This is a genomic window from Shigella dysenteriae (assembly GCF_022354085.1).
In the GTDB taxonomy this organism is placed as follows: domain Bacteria; phylum Pseudomonadota; class Gammaproteobacteria; order Enterobacterales; family Enterobacteriaceae; genus Escherichia; species Escherichia coli.
This window is the reverse complement of record NZ_CP055055.1, coordinates 1,365,325-1,383,668: the sequence shown is the minus strand read 5'-3', so window position 1 is coordinate 1,383,668 and position 18,344 is coordinate 1,365,325. Positions and strand designations below refer to the sequence as shown.

Below are 18,344 nucleotides of genomic sequence, written 5' to 3'. Positions count from 1 at the left end.
TCACCCTGTAACGTTCAGAGAGCGTCTTCAGATGTCTATTTATAAAATTCCTCTTCCGCTCAATATTCTGGAAGCTGCACGAGAGCGTATTACCTGGACACTCAACACCCTACCCCGCGTTTGTGTCTCATTTTCAGGCGGCAAAGACTCTGGTTTAATGCTGCATCTGACAGCCGAACTTGCCCGACAAATGGGCAAAAAAATCTGCGTTTTGTTTATCGACTGGGAGGCGCAATTCTCTTGCACCATTAACTATGTTCAGTCCCTGCGCGAGTTGTACACCGATGTCATCGAAGAGTTTTACTGGGTTGCGCTCCCGCTTACGACGCAAAATTCCCTTTCACAATACCAACCCGAATGGCAGTGCTGGGAACCTGATGTCGAATGGGTGCGTCAGCCCCCGCAAGATGCGATAACCGATCCTGACTTTTTCTGCTTTTACCAGCCAGGCATGACCTTCGAACAATTTGTACGTGAGTTTGCCGAATGGTTTTCACAAAAACGTCCGGCGGCGATGATGATCGGCATCCGTGCGGATGAGTCCTACAACCGTTTTGTCGCCATCGCCAGTTTAAATAAACAACGTTTTGCCGACGATAAACCCTGGACTACGGCCGCACCAGGCGGTCATAGCTGGTACATTTATCCCATTTACGACTGGAAAGTGGCTGATATCTGGACCTGGTATGCAAATCATCAAAGTCTCTGCAACCCACTGTATAACCTAATGTATCAGGCAGGCGTTCCTCTGCGTCATATGCGAATTTGCGAACCTTTTGGCCCGGAGCAACGACAAGGATTATGGCTCTATCACGTTATCGAACCGGATCGCTGGGCTGCTATGTGCGCACGAGTCAGCGGGGTAAAAAGTGGCGGCATTTACGTCGGACATGACAATCATTTCTATGGGCATCGGAAAATCCTCAAGCCAGAACATTTAGACTGGCAAGAATATGCATTATTGCTGCTCAATAGCATGCCGGAAAAAACAGCTGAGCATTACCGCAATAAAATCGCCATTTATTTGCACTGGTATCAGAAAAAAGGCATCGAGGTTCCACAAACCCAGCAAGGGGACATTGGCGCGAAAGATATCCCCTCCTGGCGGCGGATATGCAAAGTTTTACTCAATAACGATTACTGGTGTCGGGCATTATCATTTAGTCCTACGAAAGCGAAGAACTATCAGCGTTATAACGAACGGATAAAAGGAAAACGTCAGGAATGGGGGATACTATGCAACAACGATTAACGCAGGATTTAACGCAATTTCTCGCCAGCTTGCCGGAAGATGATCGCATCAAAGCGATTAATGAAATCCGCATGGCGATCCATCAGGTTAGCCCCTTTCGTGAAGAGCCAGTGGATTGCGTTCTGTGGGTTAAAAACAGCCAACTTATGCCTAATGATTACAACCCAAACAACGTGGCACCACCCGAAAAAAAACTGCTGAAAAAATCCATTGAAATAGATGGTTTTACCCAACCCATTGTGGTCACGCATACGGATAAAAATGCCCTGGAAATCGTGGATGGTTTTCACCGCCATGAAATTGGTAAAGGCTCATCATCATTAAAATTACGCTTAAAAGGTTATTTGCCGGTGACCTGTCTGGAAGGTACGCGTAATCAACGCATCGCCGCGACTATTCGTCATAATCGCGCTCGTGGACGCCATCAAATCACCGCCATGTCGGAAATCGTCCGTGAACTCAGCCAGTTGGGATGGGACGATAATAAAATTGGCAAAGAGCTGGGAATGGACAGCGACGAAGTGCTGCGCCTGAAGCAAATTAACGGTCTGCAAGAGCTGTTTGCCGACCGTCAATATTCCCGCGCCTGGACTGTCAAATAACTACAGCTGGCGCAGTCGTTCAGCTGCTGCCAGCAACGTCGATTCCTTCTTGGCAAAACAGAGACGAATCAGTTTATGTGGGAAGGGATCGGCGCAAAACACCGATAGCGGAATCGCCGCTACGCCGTGCTCCTGCGTCAGCCACTGGCAAAACTCAACATCATCCAGGGTAGAAACCTCGCTGTAATCCACCAGCAAAAAGTATGTGCCTTCGCAGGGTAGTATCTCCAGCCGACTCTCACTTAAGGCGTTCACCAGAATATCGCGCTTCTGGCGATAAAAGTCCGGTAACGCAAGATAATGCTCAGGTTCTGCACGTAGCATATCCGCAATTGCCAGCTGTGCCGGGGTATTTACCGAAAAGGTCAGATACTGATGTACCTTGCGAATTTCGGCACTGATGGGCGCTGGCGCTATGCAATAACCCACTTTCCAGCCGGTCATATGATAGGTCTTGCCAAACGATGACACCGCCACTGCCCGCTCACGCAGCTGCGGATGCGCCAGCACACTGGCATGGCCCTGTTGTGAAAAGTTGATGTGCTCGTAGACTTCATCGCTAATGACAAAAATCTCGTGCCCGGCGATCGCCTGCCACAAAGCGGCGAAATCAGCCTGCTGCCAGACAGTTGCACTGGGATTATGCGGAGTGTTGAGGATCACCAGTCTGGTGCGCTCGCTTAACAATGCGGCAAATTCCTGCCAGTCAACGCGAAAATGCGGTGGTTGCAGTGCCATACGCTTCACTATTCCCCCAGAAAGCGCGATGGCGGGGGCGTAACTGTCATAGCTGGGATCAAAACAAATCACTTCATCGCCATTGCGCACCAGTGCGGTAATCGCCGCGTATAACGCTTCCGTCGCCCCTGCCGTTACGGTGATATCGCTATCGGCATCTGGTTGATAGCCATACAAACGTTCCGTTTTCTGAGCAATCGCCTCGCGCAAGGCCTGCACGCCGGTCATGGGCGCGTATTGGTTTGCCCCCTGGGCAACGTGGTACGCCAGCCGCTCCTGTAAATAGCGCGGACCATCAAAATCAGGAAAGCCTTGCGACAGGTTAATCGCCTGGTGTTGCTGCGCCAGCGCGCTCATCTGGGTGAAAATAGTGGTGCCAAGTTGTGGAAGTTTGCTTTGTGGAATCAGAGGGTTATTTGTCATTTTTATTGTACCTGACGAAGTTGCGTGTTGAAGGCACTATAACACGATGCTAGTATTTGGCAATCAAGACGTTTAGATGTCTAAATAAAACAATAAGGACAACACAACATGCCTCACAATCCTATCCGCGTGGTCGTCGGCCCGGCTAACTACTATTCACATCCAGGAAGTTTCAATCACCTGCACGATTTTTTCACTGATGAAAAACTTTCTCGCGCGGTGTGGATCTACGGCGAACGCGCCATTACTGCGGCGCAAACCAAACTTCCGCCAGCGTTTGAACTGCCGGGGGCAAAGCATATTTTGTTTCGCGGTCATTGCAGCGAAAGCGATGTACAGCAACTGGCGGCTGAGTCCGGTGACGATCGCAGCGTGGTGATTGGCGTCGGCGGCGGCGCACTACTCGACACCGCGAAAGCCCTCGCCCGCCGTCTCGGTCTGCCATTTGTTGCCGTTCCGACGATCGCCGCTACCTGCGCCGCCTGGACACCGCTCTCCGTCTGGTATAACGATGCCGGACAGGCGCTGCATTATGAGATTTTCGACGACGCCAATTTTATGGTGCTGGTGGAACCGGAGATTATCCTCAATGCGCCGCAACAATATCTGCTGGCGGGGATCGGTGATACGCTGGCGAAATGGTATGAAGCGGTGGTGCTGGCTCCGCAACCAGAAACGTTGCCGCTAACCGTGCGGCTGGGAATCAATAATGCGCAGGCCATTCGTGACGTCTTGTTAAACAGTAGCGAACAGGCGCTGAGCGATCAGCAAAATCAACAGTTAACGCAATCATTTTGCGATGTGGTGGATGCTATTATTGCTGGTGGTGGGATGGTCGGTGGTCTGGGCGATCGTTTTACGCGTGTGGCGGCGGCTCATGCCGTGCATAACGGTCTGACCGTGCTGCCGCAAACCGAGAAGTTTCTTCACGGCACCAAAGTCGCTTACGGAATTCTGGTGCAAAGCGCCTTGCTCGGTCAGGATGATGTGCTGGCGCAATTAACCGGGGCATATCAGCGTTTTCATCTGCCGACTACGCTGGCGGAGCTGGAAGTGGATATCAATAATCAGGCGGAGATCGACAAAGTGATTGCCCACACCTTGCGCCCGGTGGAGTCCATTCATTACCTGCCAGTCACGCTGACACCAGATACGTTGCGTGCAGCGTTCGAAAAAGTGGAATCGTTTAAAGCCTGACGTGCAAATTTAGCAGCAGCGCGCGCCGCCTTTTCCACCGTAGCGCGCGTCCTGCCGCTCACGGAAAAACTCTTCGTAGGTCATCGGCGTTTGATCGGGATGGTTAACCCGCATATGTTCGACATAGTTGTCGTAATCAGGCATACCAATCATCAGCTTCGCCGCCTGACCTAAATATTTTCCGGCTTTTGCCAGTGAATCAAACATCAATACCTCCGGTAATCAGGTTGCTGAAAGAGTGCATTAATAGCTATCAACGCGCTCGGTCAGTCCCCTCGCCCCATCGGGGAGAGGGTTAGGGTGAGGGGGAACCCTCGGCACTATGCCAACATTCGCCAACATCCCCCCTCACTCTGACTTTAGTGCGCGCCTTTCGCCTGCGCTACGATCTCCTCAACATTTTCCGGCATCGGCTCATACGGCGTTTCTTTCGCCGTTGGCTTCGGATCTTTCAATGCCGCAAGTGCCGTCTTAATCGAGAACAGTGCCAGAACCACCACGACCACCATAAAGAAGATGGTTAACCCGGCATCCAGACGGTTGTTGAACACCAGTTGCGCCAGCTGTGACTCAGTATACTGCGACGGAATATTGCCGCTGTCGATCATTGCCTGGAACTTGTTAGCAATGGCCAGGAAGCCGACTTTCGCATCCGGGCTAAACGCTTTCTGCCAGCCAGCGGTCAGGGTACAAATCAGCAGCCAGGCCGTTGGTACCAGCGCCACCCAGGCGTAACGTTGACGTTTCATTTTGAACAGCACCACGGCACAGAGCATCAGCGCCATCCCTGCCAGCATCTGGTTGGCAATACCAAACAGCGGCCACAGAGTGTTAATACCACCCAGCGGATCGACCACACCCTGATGCAGGAAGTAGCCCCACGCCAGTACGCACAGCGCCGTTGCCAGCAGGTTAGCAGGCAGTGAATCGGTCCGTTTCAGGCCCGGAGAAACCACGCCCAGCAGATCCTGCAACATAAAGCGCGCAGCACGCGTACCTGCATCCACCGCCGTCAGAATAAACAATGCTTCAAACAAAATGGCGAAGTGATACCAGAACGCCACATCCATCATGCCGCCCAGCGCGCCGTGCAGAATGTAGGCCATCCCCACCGCCAGCGTCGGCGCACCGCCCGCACGGGAAATGATCGACTGTTCACCCACTTCGCTGGCAATCTGGTTTAGCGTATCCGGGGTAATCGCAAAGCCCCAGCTACTCACCACTTGCGCGGCAGAAGCGACCACATCCGCCGTCCCTGCCGGAGCCAGCACCGCCATCGGGCTGTTCATGGCGAAGTACACGCCCGGATCGATGATACAGGCGGAAACCAGTGCCATAATCGCCACGAAGGATTCCATTAACATTCCACCGTAGCCGATAAAGCACGCCTGCCCTTCGTTCGCCAGCATCTTCGGCGTGGTGCCGGAAGAGATCAGCGCATGGAAGCCAGACACCGCGCCACAGGCGATGGTGATAAACAGGAACGGGAACAGGTTACCGGTCCATACCGGGCCAGTGCCATCGACAAATTTGGTCAGCGCAGGCATGGTCAGCGTCGGGCGCATAATCAAAATGCCTACCGCCAGACCGACGATAGTCCCGATTTTCAGGAAGGTAGAGAGGTAGTCACGCGGGGCCAGCAGCAACCACACCGGCAGCACCGCCGCCACAAAACCGTAACCCACCAGCATCCAGGTCAGCTGCACGCCGGTAAAGTCAAAGTACGGTGCCCAGGTCGGACTTTCTGCCACCCAGCCGCCAGAGATAATGGCGAAAATCAGGAATACCAGACCGATGACCGACACTTCACCAATACGCCCCGGACGCAGATAGCGCAGGTAGATCCCCATAAACAGCGCCAGCGGAATGGTGAACGCAACGGTATACGTTCCCCACGGGCTATGAGTCAGGGCTTTCACCACGATCATCGCCAGCACGGCAAGGATAATGACCATGATCATAAAGCAGGCCACCAGCGCAATCACCCCGGCAGTTGGCCCCATCTCTTCTTTGACCAGCTCACCCAGCGATCGACCGTCACGGCGCGTAGAAACAAACAGCACCATGAAATCCTGCACCGCACCGGCGAGAACCACCCCGGCGAGCAGCCAGATCATCCCTGGCAGGTAACCCATTTGCGCCGCCAGTACCGGCCCCACCAGCGGGCCTGCTCCGGCAATGGCCGCAAAATGGTGACCGAACAGCACTTTCTTGTCCGTCGGCACATAGTCCAGCCCGTCGTTATGGCGCACCGCTGGCGTCATACGCGTCGGGTCAACCGCCAGCACATTTTTGGCGATATACAGACCATAGAAACGGTAAGCGATCAGATAGATACAGACCGACGCCACCACAATCCACAGCGCGTTGATCTGTTCCCCACGATTTAAAGCAATGTATCCCAGAGCAAATGCTCCCATTACAGAGAGCACTGTCCAGACGAGGTATTTCCCTGATTTGTTCATAGTTGTTATCCGTGTGCGTGTCCATAGAGATGTTACATTTTGTTTCTATAACATCTTTGTACGATTTAACAACACAGCAACCATGTAAATCGGAGTTGAAACCAATATTTAACTTAACAATGTTAACTCGATCACTCCGTTAACCGAGTTTTCCTGCAATCTCATATAATTCTGTCGGGTTCATCCCAAAACTGCCGTACCCAGCCGACAAGTGCAGCAACGCCGCCCCTGTTCATCGAAAACGACGATTTCCCAGCTCTGATTTTGCCGCCCAAGATGCAGCGGCTGGCAGACGCCGCGTACCTTGCCTTCAGACACCGGGCGATGATGTGTGGCGTTAAGTTCCGTGCCCACCACACACTGCCCGTCGCGGGTCATCATAAATCCGGCCATCGATCCCAGCGTTTCAGCCAGCGCCGCCGACGCGCCGCCATGCAGCAGGCCAAACGGCTGATGAGTACGGGTATCAACCGGCATTTCGGCTTCCAGCACATCATCGCCCAGACGGGTATACACAATTCCCAGATGCGCCACCATTGTGTTATCGCTGGTGGCGTTCAGTTCGTCGAGCGTTAAATGGCGTTTCCAGATCATGCTTATGCCCCCAGCGTTGAGCCGCCATCGACCACAATATCCTGTAGGGTGATATGGCTGGCGAGGTCAGAGGCGAGGAACAAAATCGTGTTGGCGATCTCTTGTGGACGGGCGATTTTCCCCAGCGGAATGCCGAGTTTAAACTGCTCGCCAAAGCCGCGAATACGCTGTTCTTCGGCGTCATCGCTCACCCACAGCGTGCGTTGCATATCGGTATCGGTGGAACCCGGCGAAACCACATTACAGCGCACGCCGCTACCCGCCAGTTCCAGCCCGACGCTCAACGCCAGGCTTTTCAGCGCCGCTTTCGATGCGCCATAAGCACTCATACCAATACGCGGCGTGTGTGCGGCGTCGGACGCCACAGTGACAATCGCCCCGCCCCGCTGACGGCGAAACTGGTTCATGGTTTGCTGGAACAGGTTAAACGCACCGCCGACGTTAACCGCAAAAGTCTGCTGCCAGTCCTCCTTACTGAGCTGATCGGTCGCGCCCATGCGCAAAATTCCCGCCGCATTGACCAGCACGTCCAGTCGCTCCGTTTCAGCTAACAGTCGCTGACATACCTGCGCCACCTGCGCAGCATCGGCAACATCCATTACTTCGGTCGCAAAGGGATATTGCTCCTGAGCGAACGCTTGATCAAAACCTGTAACTTTCGCTCCCGCTTCAACAAACGCCAGCGCCGTGGCGTAGCCGATACCTTTCCCCGCGCCGGTTACCCAGACATTTTTACCGCTGAAATCCATTATTTCACCTCGCGGGAGAGTAGCTTCCACCAGGCGTCGATGGTCGGGTTTTTCGCCAACATGACAAAGTCGATATCGCCATGCACTTTGCGCCAGCGCGCCGCCAGCGCCATCATGCGCACCGAATCCAGACCGTAGTCGATCAGGTTGTCGTCATCGAACGGTTCATCGGACTCGTCCAGCAACGGCAGGATCACCTCACGCAGCGCCGCTTTGCTGGCGGGGATAGGTGCTGGCAGTAATTCTTCGGTCATCACCACCCGGCCAGAACGTCCGGCCACATATTTCAGCGACATCAAATGCTCGTCACGGCTGAAATCGGCCAGCGCATCCGCCACCATAAACGGTTTAATATCGCGCATAAATGCGTCGGTTGCGGTGGTCATACAGCCAATGTGGGCATATACCCCTGTAATAATCAGCTGGTTACGTCCACTCTCTTTGAGCATTTGCTCCAGCGGAGAACGATGAAACGCGCTGTAGCGCCACTTCACCAGCACCGTGTCGTCGGCATCTGGCGTCAGGCGATCCACCACCTTTTGCTGTTCCGGCGAGCGGGTCAGGCCCGGCCCCCACATATCATTCAACAGCGCCCGATCTTCATCGCTCTGCTCTTTCGGCTGGGCGGTGTAATAAACCGGGATATTGTGCTGTTTGCAGTAGTCGCGCAGCGCAGCAATATTCGCGATCACCTGCGCCATCATCGGGCAGTTCTCACCCCAGAAGCTGACAAAATAGTCCTGCATATCATGGATTAACAACGCGGCACGTTGCGGTTCAAAGGCCCAGTCGACTTTATTCTTAGGGATATCGTGAGACTCCGGCAGTGCGTAAGCCTGTAATTTTGGAATAGCCATCGTGTTCTCTCCTTCAGGCTGACGCGCGTGACGCCAGCCACTGACGTAATTGTTTTTTATCGACTTTCCCGACCGCCGTCAGCGGAAGTGAATCCACACACTCCACGCGATCCGGTAATTTAAATTCGGCAATACCCTGTTCACGCAGGAAACGACGCACCTGCACCGCGCGCAGCGGCTCTTTTACCACCAGATAAGCACAGCTTTTTTCGCCCATCAGCTCATCTTCCATACTGACCAGTGCGGCGTAGATCACCGCCGGATGGCGCAGCAACAGGTTTTCGATCTCTTCGGCAGCGATCTTCTCGCCGCCACGGTTGATCTGATCTTTCTCGCGCCCCTGCACGGTGATGTAACCCTCTGGATCAATAGAGATCAGATCGCCGGAACAGTAAAAACCGTTGGCATCAAAGGCGCTGGCATTGTGCTGCGGGCTTTTGTAATAGCCACGGAAGGTGTACGGCCCGCGCGTCATCAGGCGTCCGACTTCCCCTTGCGGCAGTGGATTTCCTTCGGCATCGGCAACCCATACTTCATCGTCCGGACACATTGGGTAACCCTGGGTATGGATAATTTTCTCCGCGCTATCATCAAGACGGGTATAGTTCACCAGCCCTTCCGCCATGCCAAACACCTGCTGCAACTGGCAGCCAATCTCAGAGGGAATACGGGCCGCAAGCGTGGCAGAAAGACGTGCGCCGCCGACCTGTAACAGTTTCAGCGAGGCAAGCTGCGCCCGGCTTTCGCCTTCGGTCAGCGCTTGCAACCACAGGCTGACTGCCGGCGGCACCAGCGCGGTAACGTTAACCTGATGTTTTGTAATCAATGGAAAGCAGAGCGTGGCGCTGGGATCGGCCGCCAGAACAACCGTTCCTCCGGCAAGAAAGACGCCCAGCGATCCCGGCGAACTCATGGCGTAGTTATGAGCCGCCGGGATCGCGCACAGGTAGCGCGTCTGTTGTGTGAACTGACAAATCTCGACGCTACGACGCACGCTGTAGTAGTAGTCGTTATGAGTGCGCGGGATCAGTTTCGGTGTGCCGGTGGTGCCGCCGGAAAGCTGGAAATAGGCCACTTCATCAGCAGGTGACGGCGTGGCAGTAAAATCCTCAGCCGGATGGTTAATCGCATCCTGCAAGTTATGCTCACCGCTGTCGTTGAGCAGATGCACCACGCGAATGGAGGAATGTTCTGTGACGAAAGTATTGAGGAAATCATCCCCGCTAAACAGCGCATGTTGGCGATCGGCAATCAGTAACGCCGGTTCAATCTGGCTGGCATAGGCGTTCAGTTCACTACGCTGATGGCTGAACAGCGCCAGCACCGGCGCAACGCCCAGTTTCAGCAGCGCGAAAAAGGTAATGTAAAGTTCAGCGACGTTACCCAGTTGTACCAGCGCGGTTTCACCAGGTTTAATGCCCTGACGGCGCAAACTACACGCGAGGTTATCCGCCGCCTGATTCAGCTCCCGATAACTCAACTGCCGCTCGCCGTCGATAACCGCGATGCTATCGCTCGCGGCGTGGCGGGTCAGAATGTCAGTCAGTGGCAAATCCTGCCAGTAGCCTTTTTCCCGATAGCGACGGGCAAACTCTTCCGGCCAGCGGGTAAATGGAATGCTCATCCTCGCTCCTTAATGCAATCCAAAAACGTTCAACATGGTAGAAAGTTTGACGCCGGTTTCGCGCCACTCACCCAACGGTGACGACGCAGGTACAATCCCCGCTCCGGCAAACAGACGCACCTGATTTTCCCGCAGCTTCGCGCAGCGGATGGTCACCACCCATTCGCCGTTACCTTCGCTGTCACACCAACCCACAATGCCGCCAAACAGCTCGCGGTCGAACGGTTCCAGTTCAGCAATAACCTGGGTCGCGGCCTGATGCGGGAAACCGCTCAGCGCGGGGGTCGGATGCAGCAGACAGGCCAGAGTCAGTGCGTTTTCTTGCGAATTCGCTTTACCTTCAAAGGGAGTTGCGAGATGCCACAGCGTCGGCGTGGTAATCAATTGTGGAGAGGAGGGAACGTGTAACTCACTACTGCGTTCGCGCAGTACCTCTTTCATCGCCTGAGTCACCAATTCATGTTCATGGCGATCTTTTTCTGACGCCAGCAGACGATTACCCGCTTCGCGATCGAGCACTTCATCCGGCTGACGACGCGCGGAACCGGCTAACGGAATGGAGCCAAAACGCTCGCCGTCTTTACGTAGCAGCAGTTCCGGGCTGGCCCCCAGCAGGACGCCACCATCAGCCAGCGGGACATGGAAGTTGTAACTAACCGGGTTTTGCGCAATCAACCGTTCCAGCAATACGCCACTATCAATGGCGGCGTCAGTGGTGATATCAATCAACCGTGACAACACCACTTTGTCGACCTGCGGCGTGGCGGTAAGTGCGGCGGCGCGGGCAACCATCTGTTCAAACGTGGTTTGCTCCGGAATTGCCTGGCGTTCCACCACATTCAGCAACTGGCTGCGGGTGAAACGGCGTGCGGAAGTTTGTTTTTCCTGACGGGAGAACGACTGCCAGGATTCGGGAATATACAGCGACGAAGGCTGACGTGGATCGAAGGGAATCGCCCCAACCATCACCGGATTTTTGATGCCCTGCGCTTTGGCATCGGCAAACAGCGCGGCGAGTTTTTGCTGGAAGGGACTGTCGGGCGAATCCCCGTTCACAGCCGGTTCATCGAAGCGGGCGAAACATCCTGACGTCGTAAAACTGCGGTACGGCGACATAAAGAAAAAGCGATTGGGCGCAAGTGTTGCCATGGTCTGCTGTACTTCCTCAGCCAGTGACGTATCCATATCATCCTCCACAAAATGATAAAGGCTTTAATAATGATTATCATTTATATTTTCGGTCGCTAACCTAAAAGCAAACGCGCACTATGTCAACTCTTGAGGTAACGCAATCTGCAACTCGGGGTTGCATCTGGTTGTGGTTACAATGAAAATGAGAAGCATTAACTTCATTGATAACAGGAAGCTGATTTGTGAGACTCGCCCCGCTCTACCGCAACGCCCTTCTATTAACAGGACTTTTGCTTTCAGGAATATCCGCAGTTCAGGCCGCCGACTGGCCGCGTCAGATTACTGACAGCCGTGGCACTCATACCCTGGAAAGCCAGCCGCAGCGTATTGTTTCCACCAGCGTCACCCTGACCGGCTCACTGCTGGCGATTGATGCTCCGGTGATCGCCAGCGGCGCGACCACGCCAAATAACCGCGTAGCGGATGACCAGGGCTTTTTACGCCAGTGGAGCAAGGTGGCGAAAGAACGCAAACTACAACGGCTCTATATCGGCGAACCGAGCGCCGAAGCCGTTGCCGCGCAAATGCCGGATCTGATTTTAATTAGCGCAACTGGCGGGGATTCGGCGCTGGCGCTGTATGATCAGCTTTCCACCATCGCCCCGACATTAATCATCAATTACGACGACAAAAGCTGGCAGGCGCTGTTAACGCAACTTGGCGAAATTACCGGGCATGAGAAACAAGCGGCAGAGCGGATTGCGCAGTTTGATAAGCAACTGGCGGCGGCGAAAGAGCAAATCAAATTACCGCCGCAGCCGGTCACTGCCATTGTCTATACTGCCGCTGCACACAGTGCCAATCTCTGGACGCCGGAATCAGCACAAGGGCAGATGCTGGAACAACTCGGCTTTACGCTGGCGAAGTTACCCGCAGGGTTAAATGCCAGCCAAAGCCAGGGTAAACGCCATGACATCATTCAGCTTGGTGGGGAAAATCTGGCTGCTGGGTTAAACGGTGAATCGCTATTTCTGTTCGCTGGTGATCAGAAAGATGCCGATGCGATTTATGCCAATCCACTGCTCGCGCACCTGCCCGCAGTACAAAACAAGCAGGTTTATGCGCTGGGAACCGAGACGTTCCGCCTGGATTACTACAGCGCCATGCAAGTGCTGGAACGACTTAAGGCGCTGTTTTAAGCATTAACTGTCAGACGCTGTCACCTGCGGCGGCGTCTGGCGAAAACGTCGCAACTCCACCAGCACCAGCAATAACAACACGCCGATAATCAACAAACCAAAACCGCTCGCGCTCGCGGAAGCAACCGGTGTCATCATCGCGCCCAAACCGCCCAGCAGCGCCGCGCCTATGGCATCGCCCGTCACGTTTTGCGCCGTCCACAAACCGTTAATCCGCCCTAACATCGCTTCCGGGGTTTGCGTTTGCAGCATTGTATATTGCAGCAACGAACTAACCGCACTCAGCCAGCCGAACAGCGCCAGACAAACCACGCCTAAAATCCACATCGGCATCAGGCCAAACAGACCAATGGCGAGGAACGATCCCAGCGTGGAGAGCAGCATCAATAACCCTGGTCGCGCGCTATGCGCCAGCTTCCCGCTGGTTAACGCGCCAATAGCCGCGCCGAGTGGGATCGCCGCGTAGAGAAAACCAATCTGTGCCGCTGACATCTGCCAGTTGTCAGCCAGCGCCGGATACAGTACCCGCACCGCGCTCGCCATCGTCAATAAACCACCCAGCAGCGCAATCCCTCCTACCAGCGGGCTGGCGAGCAGAAAACGAAATCCTGCCAGTAATGATTTCAACGGATGCTCACGCGGCTGCGGTGGCGGTGGCAGTGCCGGAAGGCTTAACAACGGTAGCAAGGTAATAAACGTGCCCGCCGCCGCCAGCCCGTAGTTCCAGGCCACACCGCCAGTCGCCAGCAGTAAACCGCCAATCATGGGCGAAATCACCGACCCCAGACGCACGGTCAACATGGTGATCGCCCCGGCCTGCATTAAGTTTTCACGCCCTACCAGTGCTGGTGTCGCCGCCAATAGCGCCGTAACGCCAAGCGATGCGAAAAAACCATCCCATAAACCAAGTAAATAGATTGCCAGCAATGACGGCTCCGGCAGCAGCGCGTTCAGGCACAGTCCAATGAAGCCAATGCCACAGGTGCCGCGCGCCAGCAAAATCACTTTTTTGCGCTCATAGCGATCCGCCAGCACACCGCCGACCATCAGGCCAACAAACATCGCGCCGCCGGTCAGCGTCACCGAAAGCCCCACCTGCCAGGTGGAATGTGTCATCATCTGGATCTGCACCGGCACCGCGACGCCGAGCAAACCCAGAGAAACAATAGAGATGAAACGAGCGAGGAATACTGCGCGAAACGCCGGGTGCGTTTTCAACAGGCTGAGGTTAAGCAGCCAGGATTGTTTATTCATTACAATGCCTTGCCATCAAATATTTTAAATACCTATTCTTAGGCTGCACATGCTAACATATCCAAATAAGATCGATAACGATAATTAATTTCATTATCATGGAAGTTCGTATGTCTGGTTCTGTTGCCGTGACACGCGCCATTGCCGTGCCCGGATTGCTGTTATTACTGATTATCGCGACGGCATTAAGTCTGCTCATTGGGGCAAAATCACTCCCCGCTTCCGTAGTGCTGGAGGCCTTCTCCGGCACCTGCCAGAGCGCCGACTGCACCATCGTGCTCGACGCGCGGCTGCCGCGTACCCTTGCCGGTTTACTGGCAGGCGGCGCGCTTGGCCTTGCCGGGGCGTTAATGCAAACCCTCACCCGAAACCCACTTGCCGACCCCGGCTTGCTTGGCGTGAACGCCGGAGCCAGCTTTGCCATTGTGCTGGGTGCGGCGCTGTTTGGTTACTCTTCCGCACAGGAACAACTGGCGATGGCCTTCGCCGGGGCGCTGGTGGCCTCGTTGATTGTTGCCTTTACCGGCAGCCAGGGCGGCGGGCAGTTAAGTCCGGTGCGTTTAACCCTGGCGGGCGTAGCGCTGGCGGCGGTGCTGGAAGGGCTGACCAGCGGCATAGCCCTGCTTAATCCTGACGTCTACGATCAACTGCGTTTCTGGCAAGCCGGTTCGCTGGATATTCGCAATCTACATACCTTAAAGGTGGTGCTGATCCCGGTGCTGATCGCCGGAGCAACTGCGCTATTACTGAGTCGCGCGCTGAACAGTTTGAGCCTCGGCAGTGACACCGCGACGGCGCTGGGCAGTCGCGTGGCGCGCACACAGTTGATTGGTCTGCTGGCGATTACCGTGCTTTGTGGTAGTGCGACGGCGGTAGTTGGCCCGATTGCCTTTATTGGCCTGATGATGCCGCATATGGCGCGTTGGCTGGTGGGTGCCGATCATCGCTGGTCGCTGCCCGTCACGCTACTTGCTACCCCTGCCCTGCTGCTGTTTGCCGATATCATCGGGCGGGTGATTGTGCCCGGCGAACTGCGCGTTTCTGTGGTCAGTGCGTTTATTGGTGCACCGGTGCTGATCTTCCTCGTGCGACGTAAAACGCGAGGTGGTGCATGATTTACGTCTCTCGCCGATTACTCATCACCTGTTTGCTGCTGGTTTCCGCCTGTGTGGTTGCAGGTATCTGGGGATTACGCAGCGGTGCCGTCACGCTGGAAACCTCGCAGGTATTCGCCGCGCTGATGGGCGATGCGCCGCGAAGTATGACGATGGTGGTCACCGAATGGCGTTTACCACGCGTGCTGATGGCGCTGTTGATTGGCTCGGCACTGGGCGTCAGCGGCGCGATTTTTCAGTCGCTGATGCGTAACCCGCTCGGCAGCCCTGACGTAATGGGCTTTAACACCGGGGCGTGGAGCGGCGTGCTGGTGGCGATGGTGCTGTTTGGTCAGGACCTGACGGCTATCGCGCTGGCAGCAATGGTGGGCGGCATTATCACTTCGCTGTTGGTCTGGCTGCTCGCCTGGCGTAACGGTATCGACACCTTTCGGTTGATTATTATCGGTATCGGCGTTCGCGCCATGCTGGTGGCCTTTAATACCTGGCTGTTGCTGAAAGCGTCTTTAGAAACGGCGCTAACAGCAGGTTTGTGGAATGCCGGATCGCTCAACGGCCTGACGTGGGCAAAAACCTCGCCTTCCGCACCCATCATTATATTGATGCTAATTGCCGCCGCCTTACTGGTACGCCGGATGCGCTTGCTGGAAATGGGCGATGATACCGCGTGTGCGCTGGGCGTCAGCGTCGAACGTTCGCGTCTGTTAATGATGCTGGTTGCAGTGGTGCTTACCGCTGCGGCAACAGCGCTTGCCGGGCCGATTTCCTTTATTGCTTTAGTCGCGCCGCACATTGCCCGACGCATTAGCGGCACCGCTCGCTGGGGGCTAACCCAGGCGGCGCTGTGCGGGGCGTTGTTACTGCTGGCGGCCGATCTTTGCGCTCAGCAACTGTTTATGCCATATCAACTTCCGGTTGGCGTCGTTACCGTCAGCCTCGGCGGTATTTACCTTATCGTCTTGTTAATTCAGGAGTCTCGCAAAAAATGACCGAATCAGTAGCCCGTTTGCGCGGCGAACAGTTAACCCTCGGATATGGCAAATATACCGTTGCGGAAAATCTGACTGTAGAAATACCTGATGGTCACTTCACGGCAATTATCGGGCCAAATGGCTGCGGTAAATCCACGTTACTGCGTACCTTAAGCCGCCTGATGACGCCTGCTCATGGGCATGTCTGGCTGGATGGCGAGCACATTCAACATTACGCCAGTAAAGAGGTTGCACGCCGGATTGGTCTGTTGGCGCAGAATGCTACCACGCCGGGAGATATCACCGTGCAGGAGCTGGTGGCGCGTGGACGTTACCCGCATCAACCGCTGTTTACCCGCTGGCGCAAAGAGGATGAAGAAGCGGTAACGAAAGCGATGCAGGCCACGGGAATAACTCATCTGGCAGATCAAAGCGTGGATACCCTTTCCGGTGGGCAACGCCAGCGAGCGTGGATCGCGATGGTGCTGGCCCAGGAAACGGCAATTATGCTGCTCGACGAACCCACGACCTGGCTGGATATCAGTCATCAGATTGATTTGCTGGAACTGTTAAGCGAACTGAACCGCGAGAAAGGCTATACCCTGGCGGCGGTGCTGCACGATCTTAATCAGGCCTGTCGTTACGCCAGCCATTTGATTGCATTGCGAGAAGGGAAAATTGTTGCTCAGGGAGCGCCTAAGGAGATTGTCACTGCTGAACTGATTGAGCGCATTTATGGTCTCCGCTGCATGATCATTGACGATCCGGTAGCCGGAACGCCGCTCGTGGTGCCGCTCGGACGAACGGCACCTTCAACCGCAAATAGTTAAACTAAGTGGTCTGCCATCATGGCATCCTGTTTTCTGGATGCCATCGCATAGCGCAATAACACGCTACCACAAGCCACCATCCCGCCGATCAGCGCGGAAAGGATCACAATAATCGCCTTACCCGGACCGTCTTTTTTCACTGGCAATGACGGGCTTAACTGATATTTAAACGGCGTAAAATTCACATCGTTGATATTTGCTTTTGTTAACTGCTCAACAAGATACTGACGATTACGTAATTCACCGTTCAGTTCCGCAACGTCAGTGACCGCTTTTTCAATTTCCAGTTTGCGTTCAATACCGTCTGCGCCGAGAGAAATAGAGAAATCGGGGTCATCTTTAACGGCCTGACCATTACTGTAAACGGGCTTTTTAATTCCTGCCGCGTTGGCAATGTCGAGTGAATAATTGAGGCGCTGAATGTTTGCATCAAGTTGATTTTTCATTTTAATGCGGTCCTGAGCCAGTTTTTCTTTTTCAAACTGGGTTTTGATCTCCAGTTTATTACGGACGTTTTCTATCGACTCTTTCACCACCAACGCAGAGATATAATCGATATACCCGCTCAAAACGGTCTGCGCCTCTTCACTGGTTGGCGCGGTAAAACTTAGCGTCCAGGAGGTATACAGTGACGGTTCATCTTTTTTCTTACTGGCATTGTCATCAACCGCTTTCATTTTTTCGCTCAATGCGACAATTGCGCGATGCAAATCCAGTTCGTCGATTTTCGCCTCTTTTAATTGGTCCATCACATAAGGTGATGAACGCAGGTACTCTTCCAGCAAGCTAACCGACTGAAACTTCTTGATAAACAGGTTAAATGCTTCTGTACGATCAATTTTTATATCCAGATCCAGCACACGAAGCTTAGTGAATGTTTTCTCCAACTCTTGCCACTGAACAGGTTCTGGAGGCGTGACAACCGCCGCGCTGGTCCATTTTTGCGGCAGGATGAAAGAGATCAGCAAGCCTGCGCAGGCAAACGCAAAAACGACCGCCATGACCGTTTTTTTGGCCCGCCATAAAACTGAGATTAGATTAAGTAAATCAATTTCATTATTACTGGGCGACGCCAGAGGATAATCGGGAAAATGAGCGTCACTTCCCTGTTTAATATTCAGTGATGACATGGGGTATAACCTGAAAATGAGTCCAATAGGGGGAAATCTCCACGGCGCTCACTTTACCAGTTGGTGAGAATTATCCGAAGCTGAAGTTTGTAAATTCATTCCACTGAATGCAACATTCACTCTATTTAAGAAAAATAACCAGCAAACTTATAAATTAAATAAATGATAAACCCATAATTATTTCCTGCAATTATGGGTTTATAGATAATGTTA

General features: G+C 54.1%; 17 protein-coding genes. 7 read left to right on the top strand and 10 right to left on the bottom strand.

The window, feature by feature from the left end; all coding sequences use genetic code 11:
• Window positions 1–31: 31 nt before the first annotated feature.
• Together HUZ68_RS06435 and HUZ68_RS06430 are read left to right on the top strand one after the other, a co-directional pair.
• Window positions 32–1,252, top strand: a complete 1,221-nt coding sequence (locus HUZ68_RS06435) for a phosphoadenosine phosphosulfate reductase (RefSeq protein ID WP_023155206.1) — start codon at window positions 32–34, stop codon at window positions 1,250–1,252.
• Window positions 1,225–1,854, top strand: coding sequence for an IbrB-like domain-containing protein (locus HUZ68_RS06430; protein ID WP_000502941.1), 630 nt, complete (start codon window positions 1,225–1,227; stop codon window positions 1,852–1,854). Before HUZ68_RS06435 ends, HUZ68_RS06430 begins: the two co-directional genes overlap by 28 nt.
• On the opposite strand, the gene ybdL is transcribed toward HUZ68_RS06430, so the two are convergent.
• Complete coding sequence (gene ybdL / locus HUZ68_RS06425) at window positions 1,855–3,015, bottom strand: methionine-oxo-acid transaminase (RefSeq protein WP_000183923.1); 1,161 nt, start codon at window positions 3,013–3,015, stop codon at window positions 1,855–1,857. It lies immediately after the preceding gene.
• Window positions 3,016–3,123: 108 nt separating this feature from the next.
• On the opposite strand from ybdL, the gene hcxA reads away from it, so the two are divergent.
• Window positions 3,124–4,212, top strand: a complete 1,089-nt coding sequence (gene hcxA / locus HUZ68_RS06420; protein ID WP_033815509.1) for a hydroxycarboxylate dehydrogenase HcxA — start codon at window positions 3,124–3,126, stop codon at window positions 4,210–4,212.
• A 9-nt stretch (window positions 4,213–4,221) separates the two neighbouring features.
• Here the strand turns inward: hcxA and HUZ68_RS06415 are convergent, their stop codons facing one another.
• The 7 genes from HUZ68_RS06415 to entC form a co-directional block, all read right to left on the bottom strand.
• Window positions 4,222–4,419, bottom strand: coding sequence for a YbdD/YjiX family protein (locus HUZ68_RS06415; RefSeq protein ID WP_000460431.1), 198 nt, complete (start codon window positions 4,417–4,419; stop codon window positions 4,222–4,224).
• A 152-nt stretch (window positions 4,420–4,571) separates the two neighbouring features.
• Entirely contained in the window at window positions 4,572–6,677 is a 2,106-nt protein-coding gene (cstA, locus tag HUZ68_RS06410; RefSeq protein ID WP_021546035.1) for a pyruvate/proton symporter CstA, read from the bottom strand.
• 180 nt (window positions 6,678–6,857) lie between these two features.
• Window positions 6,858–7,271 carry a proofreading thioesterase EntH gene (gene entH / locus HUZ68_RS06405; protein WP_000637953.1) on the bottom strand — a complete coding sequence of 138 codons (414 nt, stop codon included), beginning with the start codon at window positions 7,269–7,271 and terminating at the stop codon, window positions 6,858–6,860.
• Between the two features lie 2 nt (window positions 7,272–7,273).
• The gene (gene entA, locus HUZ68_RS06400) at window positions 7,274–8,020 is read right to left on the bottom strand and encodes a 2,3-dihydro-2,3-dihydroxybenzoate dehydrogenase EntA (protein ID WP_000347633.1); all 747 of its coding nucleotides are present in this window, start codon (window positions 8,018–8,020) and stop codon (window positions 7,274–7,276) included.
• Entirely contained in the window at window positions 8,020–8,877 is an 858-nt protein-coding gene (entB, locus tag HUZ68_RS06395) for an enterobactin biosynthesis bifunctional isochorismatase/aryl carrier protein EntB (RefSeq protein WP_001007118.1), read from the bottom strand. Before entB ends, entA begins: the two co-directional genes overlap by 1 nt.
• Before the next feature lie 13 nt (window positions 8,878–8,890).
• Complete coding sequence (entE, locus tag HUZ68_RS06390; RefSeq protein WP_033815508.1) at window positions 8,891–10,501, bottom strand: (2,3-dihydroxybenzoyl)adenylate synthase EntE; 1,611 nt, start codon at window positions 10,499–10,501, stop codon at window positions 8,891–8,893.
• Window positions 10,502–10,510: 9 nt separating this feature from the next.
• Window positions 10,511–11,686, bottom strand: coding sequence for an isochorismate synthase EntC (gene entC, locus HUZ68_RS06385; protein WP_239594076.1), 1,176 nt, complete (start codon window positions 11,684–11,686; stop codon window positions 10,511–10,513).
• Between the two features lie 188 nt (window positions 11,687–11,874).
• Here entC and fepB point away from each other — a divergent pair, with 188 nt between their 5' ends.
• Window positions 11,875–12,831 carry a Fe2+-enterobactin ABC transporter substrate-binding protein gene (gene fepB, locus HUZ68_RS06380; RefSeq protein WP_033815507.1) on the top strand — a complete coding sequence of 319 codons (957 nt, stop codon included), beginning with the start codon at window positions 11,875–11,877 and terminating at the stop codon, window positions 12,829–12,831.
• A 3-nt stretch (window positions 12,832–12,834) separates the two neighbouring features.
• Here fepB and entS read toward each other — a convergent pair whose 3' ends face one another.
• The gene (gene entS / locus HUZ68_RS06375) at window positions 12,835–14,085 is read right to left on the bottom strand and encodes an enterobactin transporter EntS (protein WP_001041789.1); all 1,251 of its coding nucleotides are present in this window, start codon (window positions 14,083–14,085) and stop codon (window positions 12,835–12,837) included.
• A gap of 110 nt (window positions 14,086–14,195) precedes the next feature.
• On the opposite strand from entS, the gene fepD reads away from it, so the two are divergent.
• Genes fepD through fepC form a run of 3 tightly spaced genes read left to right on the top strand, consistent with a single transcriptional unit; the run spans window position 14,196 to window position 17,001 of the window.
• Window positions 14,196–15,200 carry a Fe(3+)-siderophore ABC transporter permease gene (gene fepD / locus HUZ68_RS06370; RefSeq protein WP_001298899.1) on the top strand — a complete coding sequence of 335 codons (1,005 nt, stop codon included), beginning with the start codon at window positions 14,196–14,198 and terminating at the stop codon, window positions 15,198–15,200.
• Complete coding sequence (gene fepG, locus HUZ68_RS06365) at window positions 15,197–16,189, top strand: iron-enterobactin ABC transporter permease (protein ID WP_239594075.1); 993 nt, start codon at window positions 15,197–15,199, stop codon at window positions 16,187–16,189. The genes fepD and fepG overlap by 4 nt, the downstream gene beginning before the upstream one ends.
• A complete protein-coding gene (gene fepC, locus HUZ68_RS06360; protein ID WP_000140647.1) occupies window positions 16,186–17,001 on the top strand; it encodes an iron-enterobactin ABC transporter ATP-binding protein in 816 nt (271 codons plus the stop codon). Before fepG ends, fepC begins: the two co-directional genes overlap by 4 nt.
• Here the strand turns inward: fepC and wzz(fepE) are convergent.
• Window positions 16,998–18,131: an LPS O-antigen length regulator Wzz(fepE) gene (gene wzz(fepE), locus HUZ68_RS06355; RefSeq protein WP_000096698.1), complete on the bottom strand. Its 1,134-nt coding sequence runs from the start codon at window positions 18,129–18,131 to the stop codon at window positions 16,998–17,000. The genes fepC and wzz(fepE) overlap by 4 nt on opposite strands.
• Window positions 18,132–18,344 lie beyond the last annotated feature (213 nt).

Excerpts from the sequence above, each read along its gene's own strand:
- HUZ68_RS06435 (WP_023155206.1), top strand. The coding sequence starts at position 32 with ATGTCTATTTATAAAATTCCTCTTCCGCTCAATATTCTGGAAGCTGCA.
- HUZ68_RS06430 (WP_000502941.1), top strand. The coding sequence starts at position 1,225 with ATGGGGGATACTATGCAACAACGATTAACGCAGGATTTAACGCAATTT.
- ybdL (WP_000183923.1), bottom strand. The coding sequence starts at position 3,015 with ATGACAAATAACCCTCTGATTCCACAAAGCAAACTTCCACAACTTGGC.
- hcxA (WP_033815509.1), top strand. The coding sequence starts at position 3,124 with ATGCCTCACAATCCTATCCGCGTGGTCGTCGGCCCGGCTAACTACTAT.
- HUZ68_RS06415 (WP_000460431.1), bottom strand. The coding sequence starts at position 4,419 with ATGTTTGATTCACTGGCAAAAGCCGGAAAATATTTAGGTCAGGCGGCG.
- cstA (WP_021546035.1), bottom strand. The coding sequence starts at position 6,677 with ATGAACAAATCAGGGAAATACCTCGTCTGGACAGTGCTCTCTGTAATG.
- entH (WP_000637953.1), bottom strand. The coding sequence starts at position 7,271 with ATGATCTGGAAACGCCATTTAACGCTCGACGAACTGAACGCCACCAGC.
- entA (WP_000347633.1), bottom strand. The coding sequence starts at position 8,020 with ATGGATTTCAGCGGTAAAAATGTCTGGGTAACCGGCGCGGGGAAAGGT.
- entB (WP_001007118.1), bottom strand. The coding sequence starts at position 8,877 with ATGGCTATTCCAAAATTACAGGCTTACGCACTGCCGGAGTCTCACGAT.
- entE (WP_033815508.1), bottom strand. The coding sequence starts at position 10,501 with ATGAGCATTCCATTTACCCGCTGGCCGGAAGAGTTTGCCCGTCGCTAT.
- entC (WP_239594076.1), bottom strand. The coding sequence starts at position 11,686 with ATGGATACGTCACTGGCTGAGGAAGTACAGCAGACCATGGCAACACTT.
- entS (WP_001041789.1), bottom strand. The coding sequence starts at position 14,085 with ATGAATAAACAATCCTGGCTGCTTAACCTCAGCCTGTTGAAAACGCAC.
- fepD (WP_001298899.1), top strand. The coding sequence starts at position 14,196 with ATGTCTGGTTCTGTTGCCGTGACACGCGCCATTGCCGTGCCCGGATTG.
- fepG (WP_239594075.1), top strand. The coding sequence starts at position 15,197 with ATGATTTACGTCTCTCGCCGATTACTCATCACCTGTTTGCTGCTGGTT.
- fepC (WP_000140647.1), top strand. The coding sequence starts at position 16,186 with ATGACCGAATCAGTAGCCCGTTTGCGCGGCGAACAGTTAACCCTCGGA.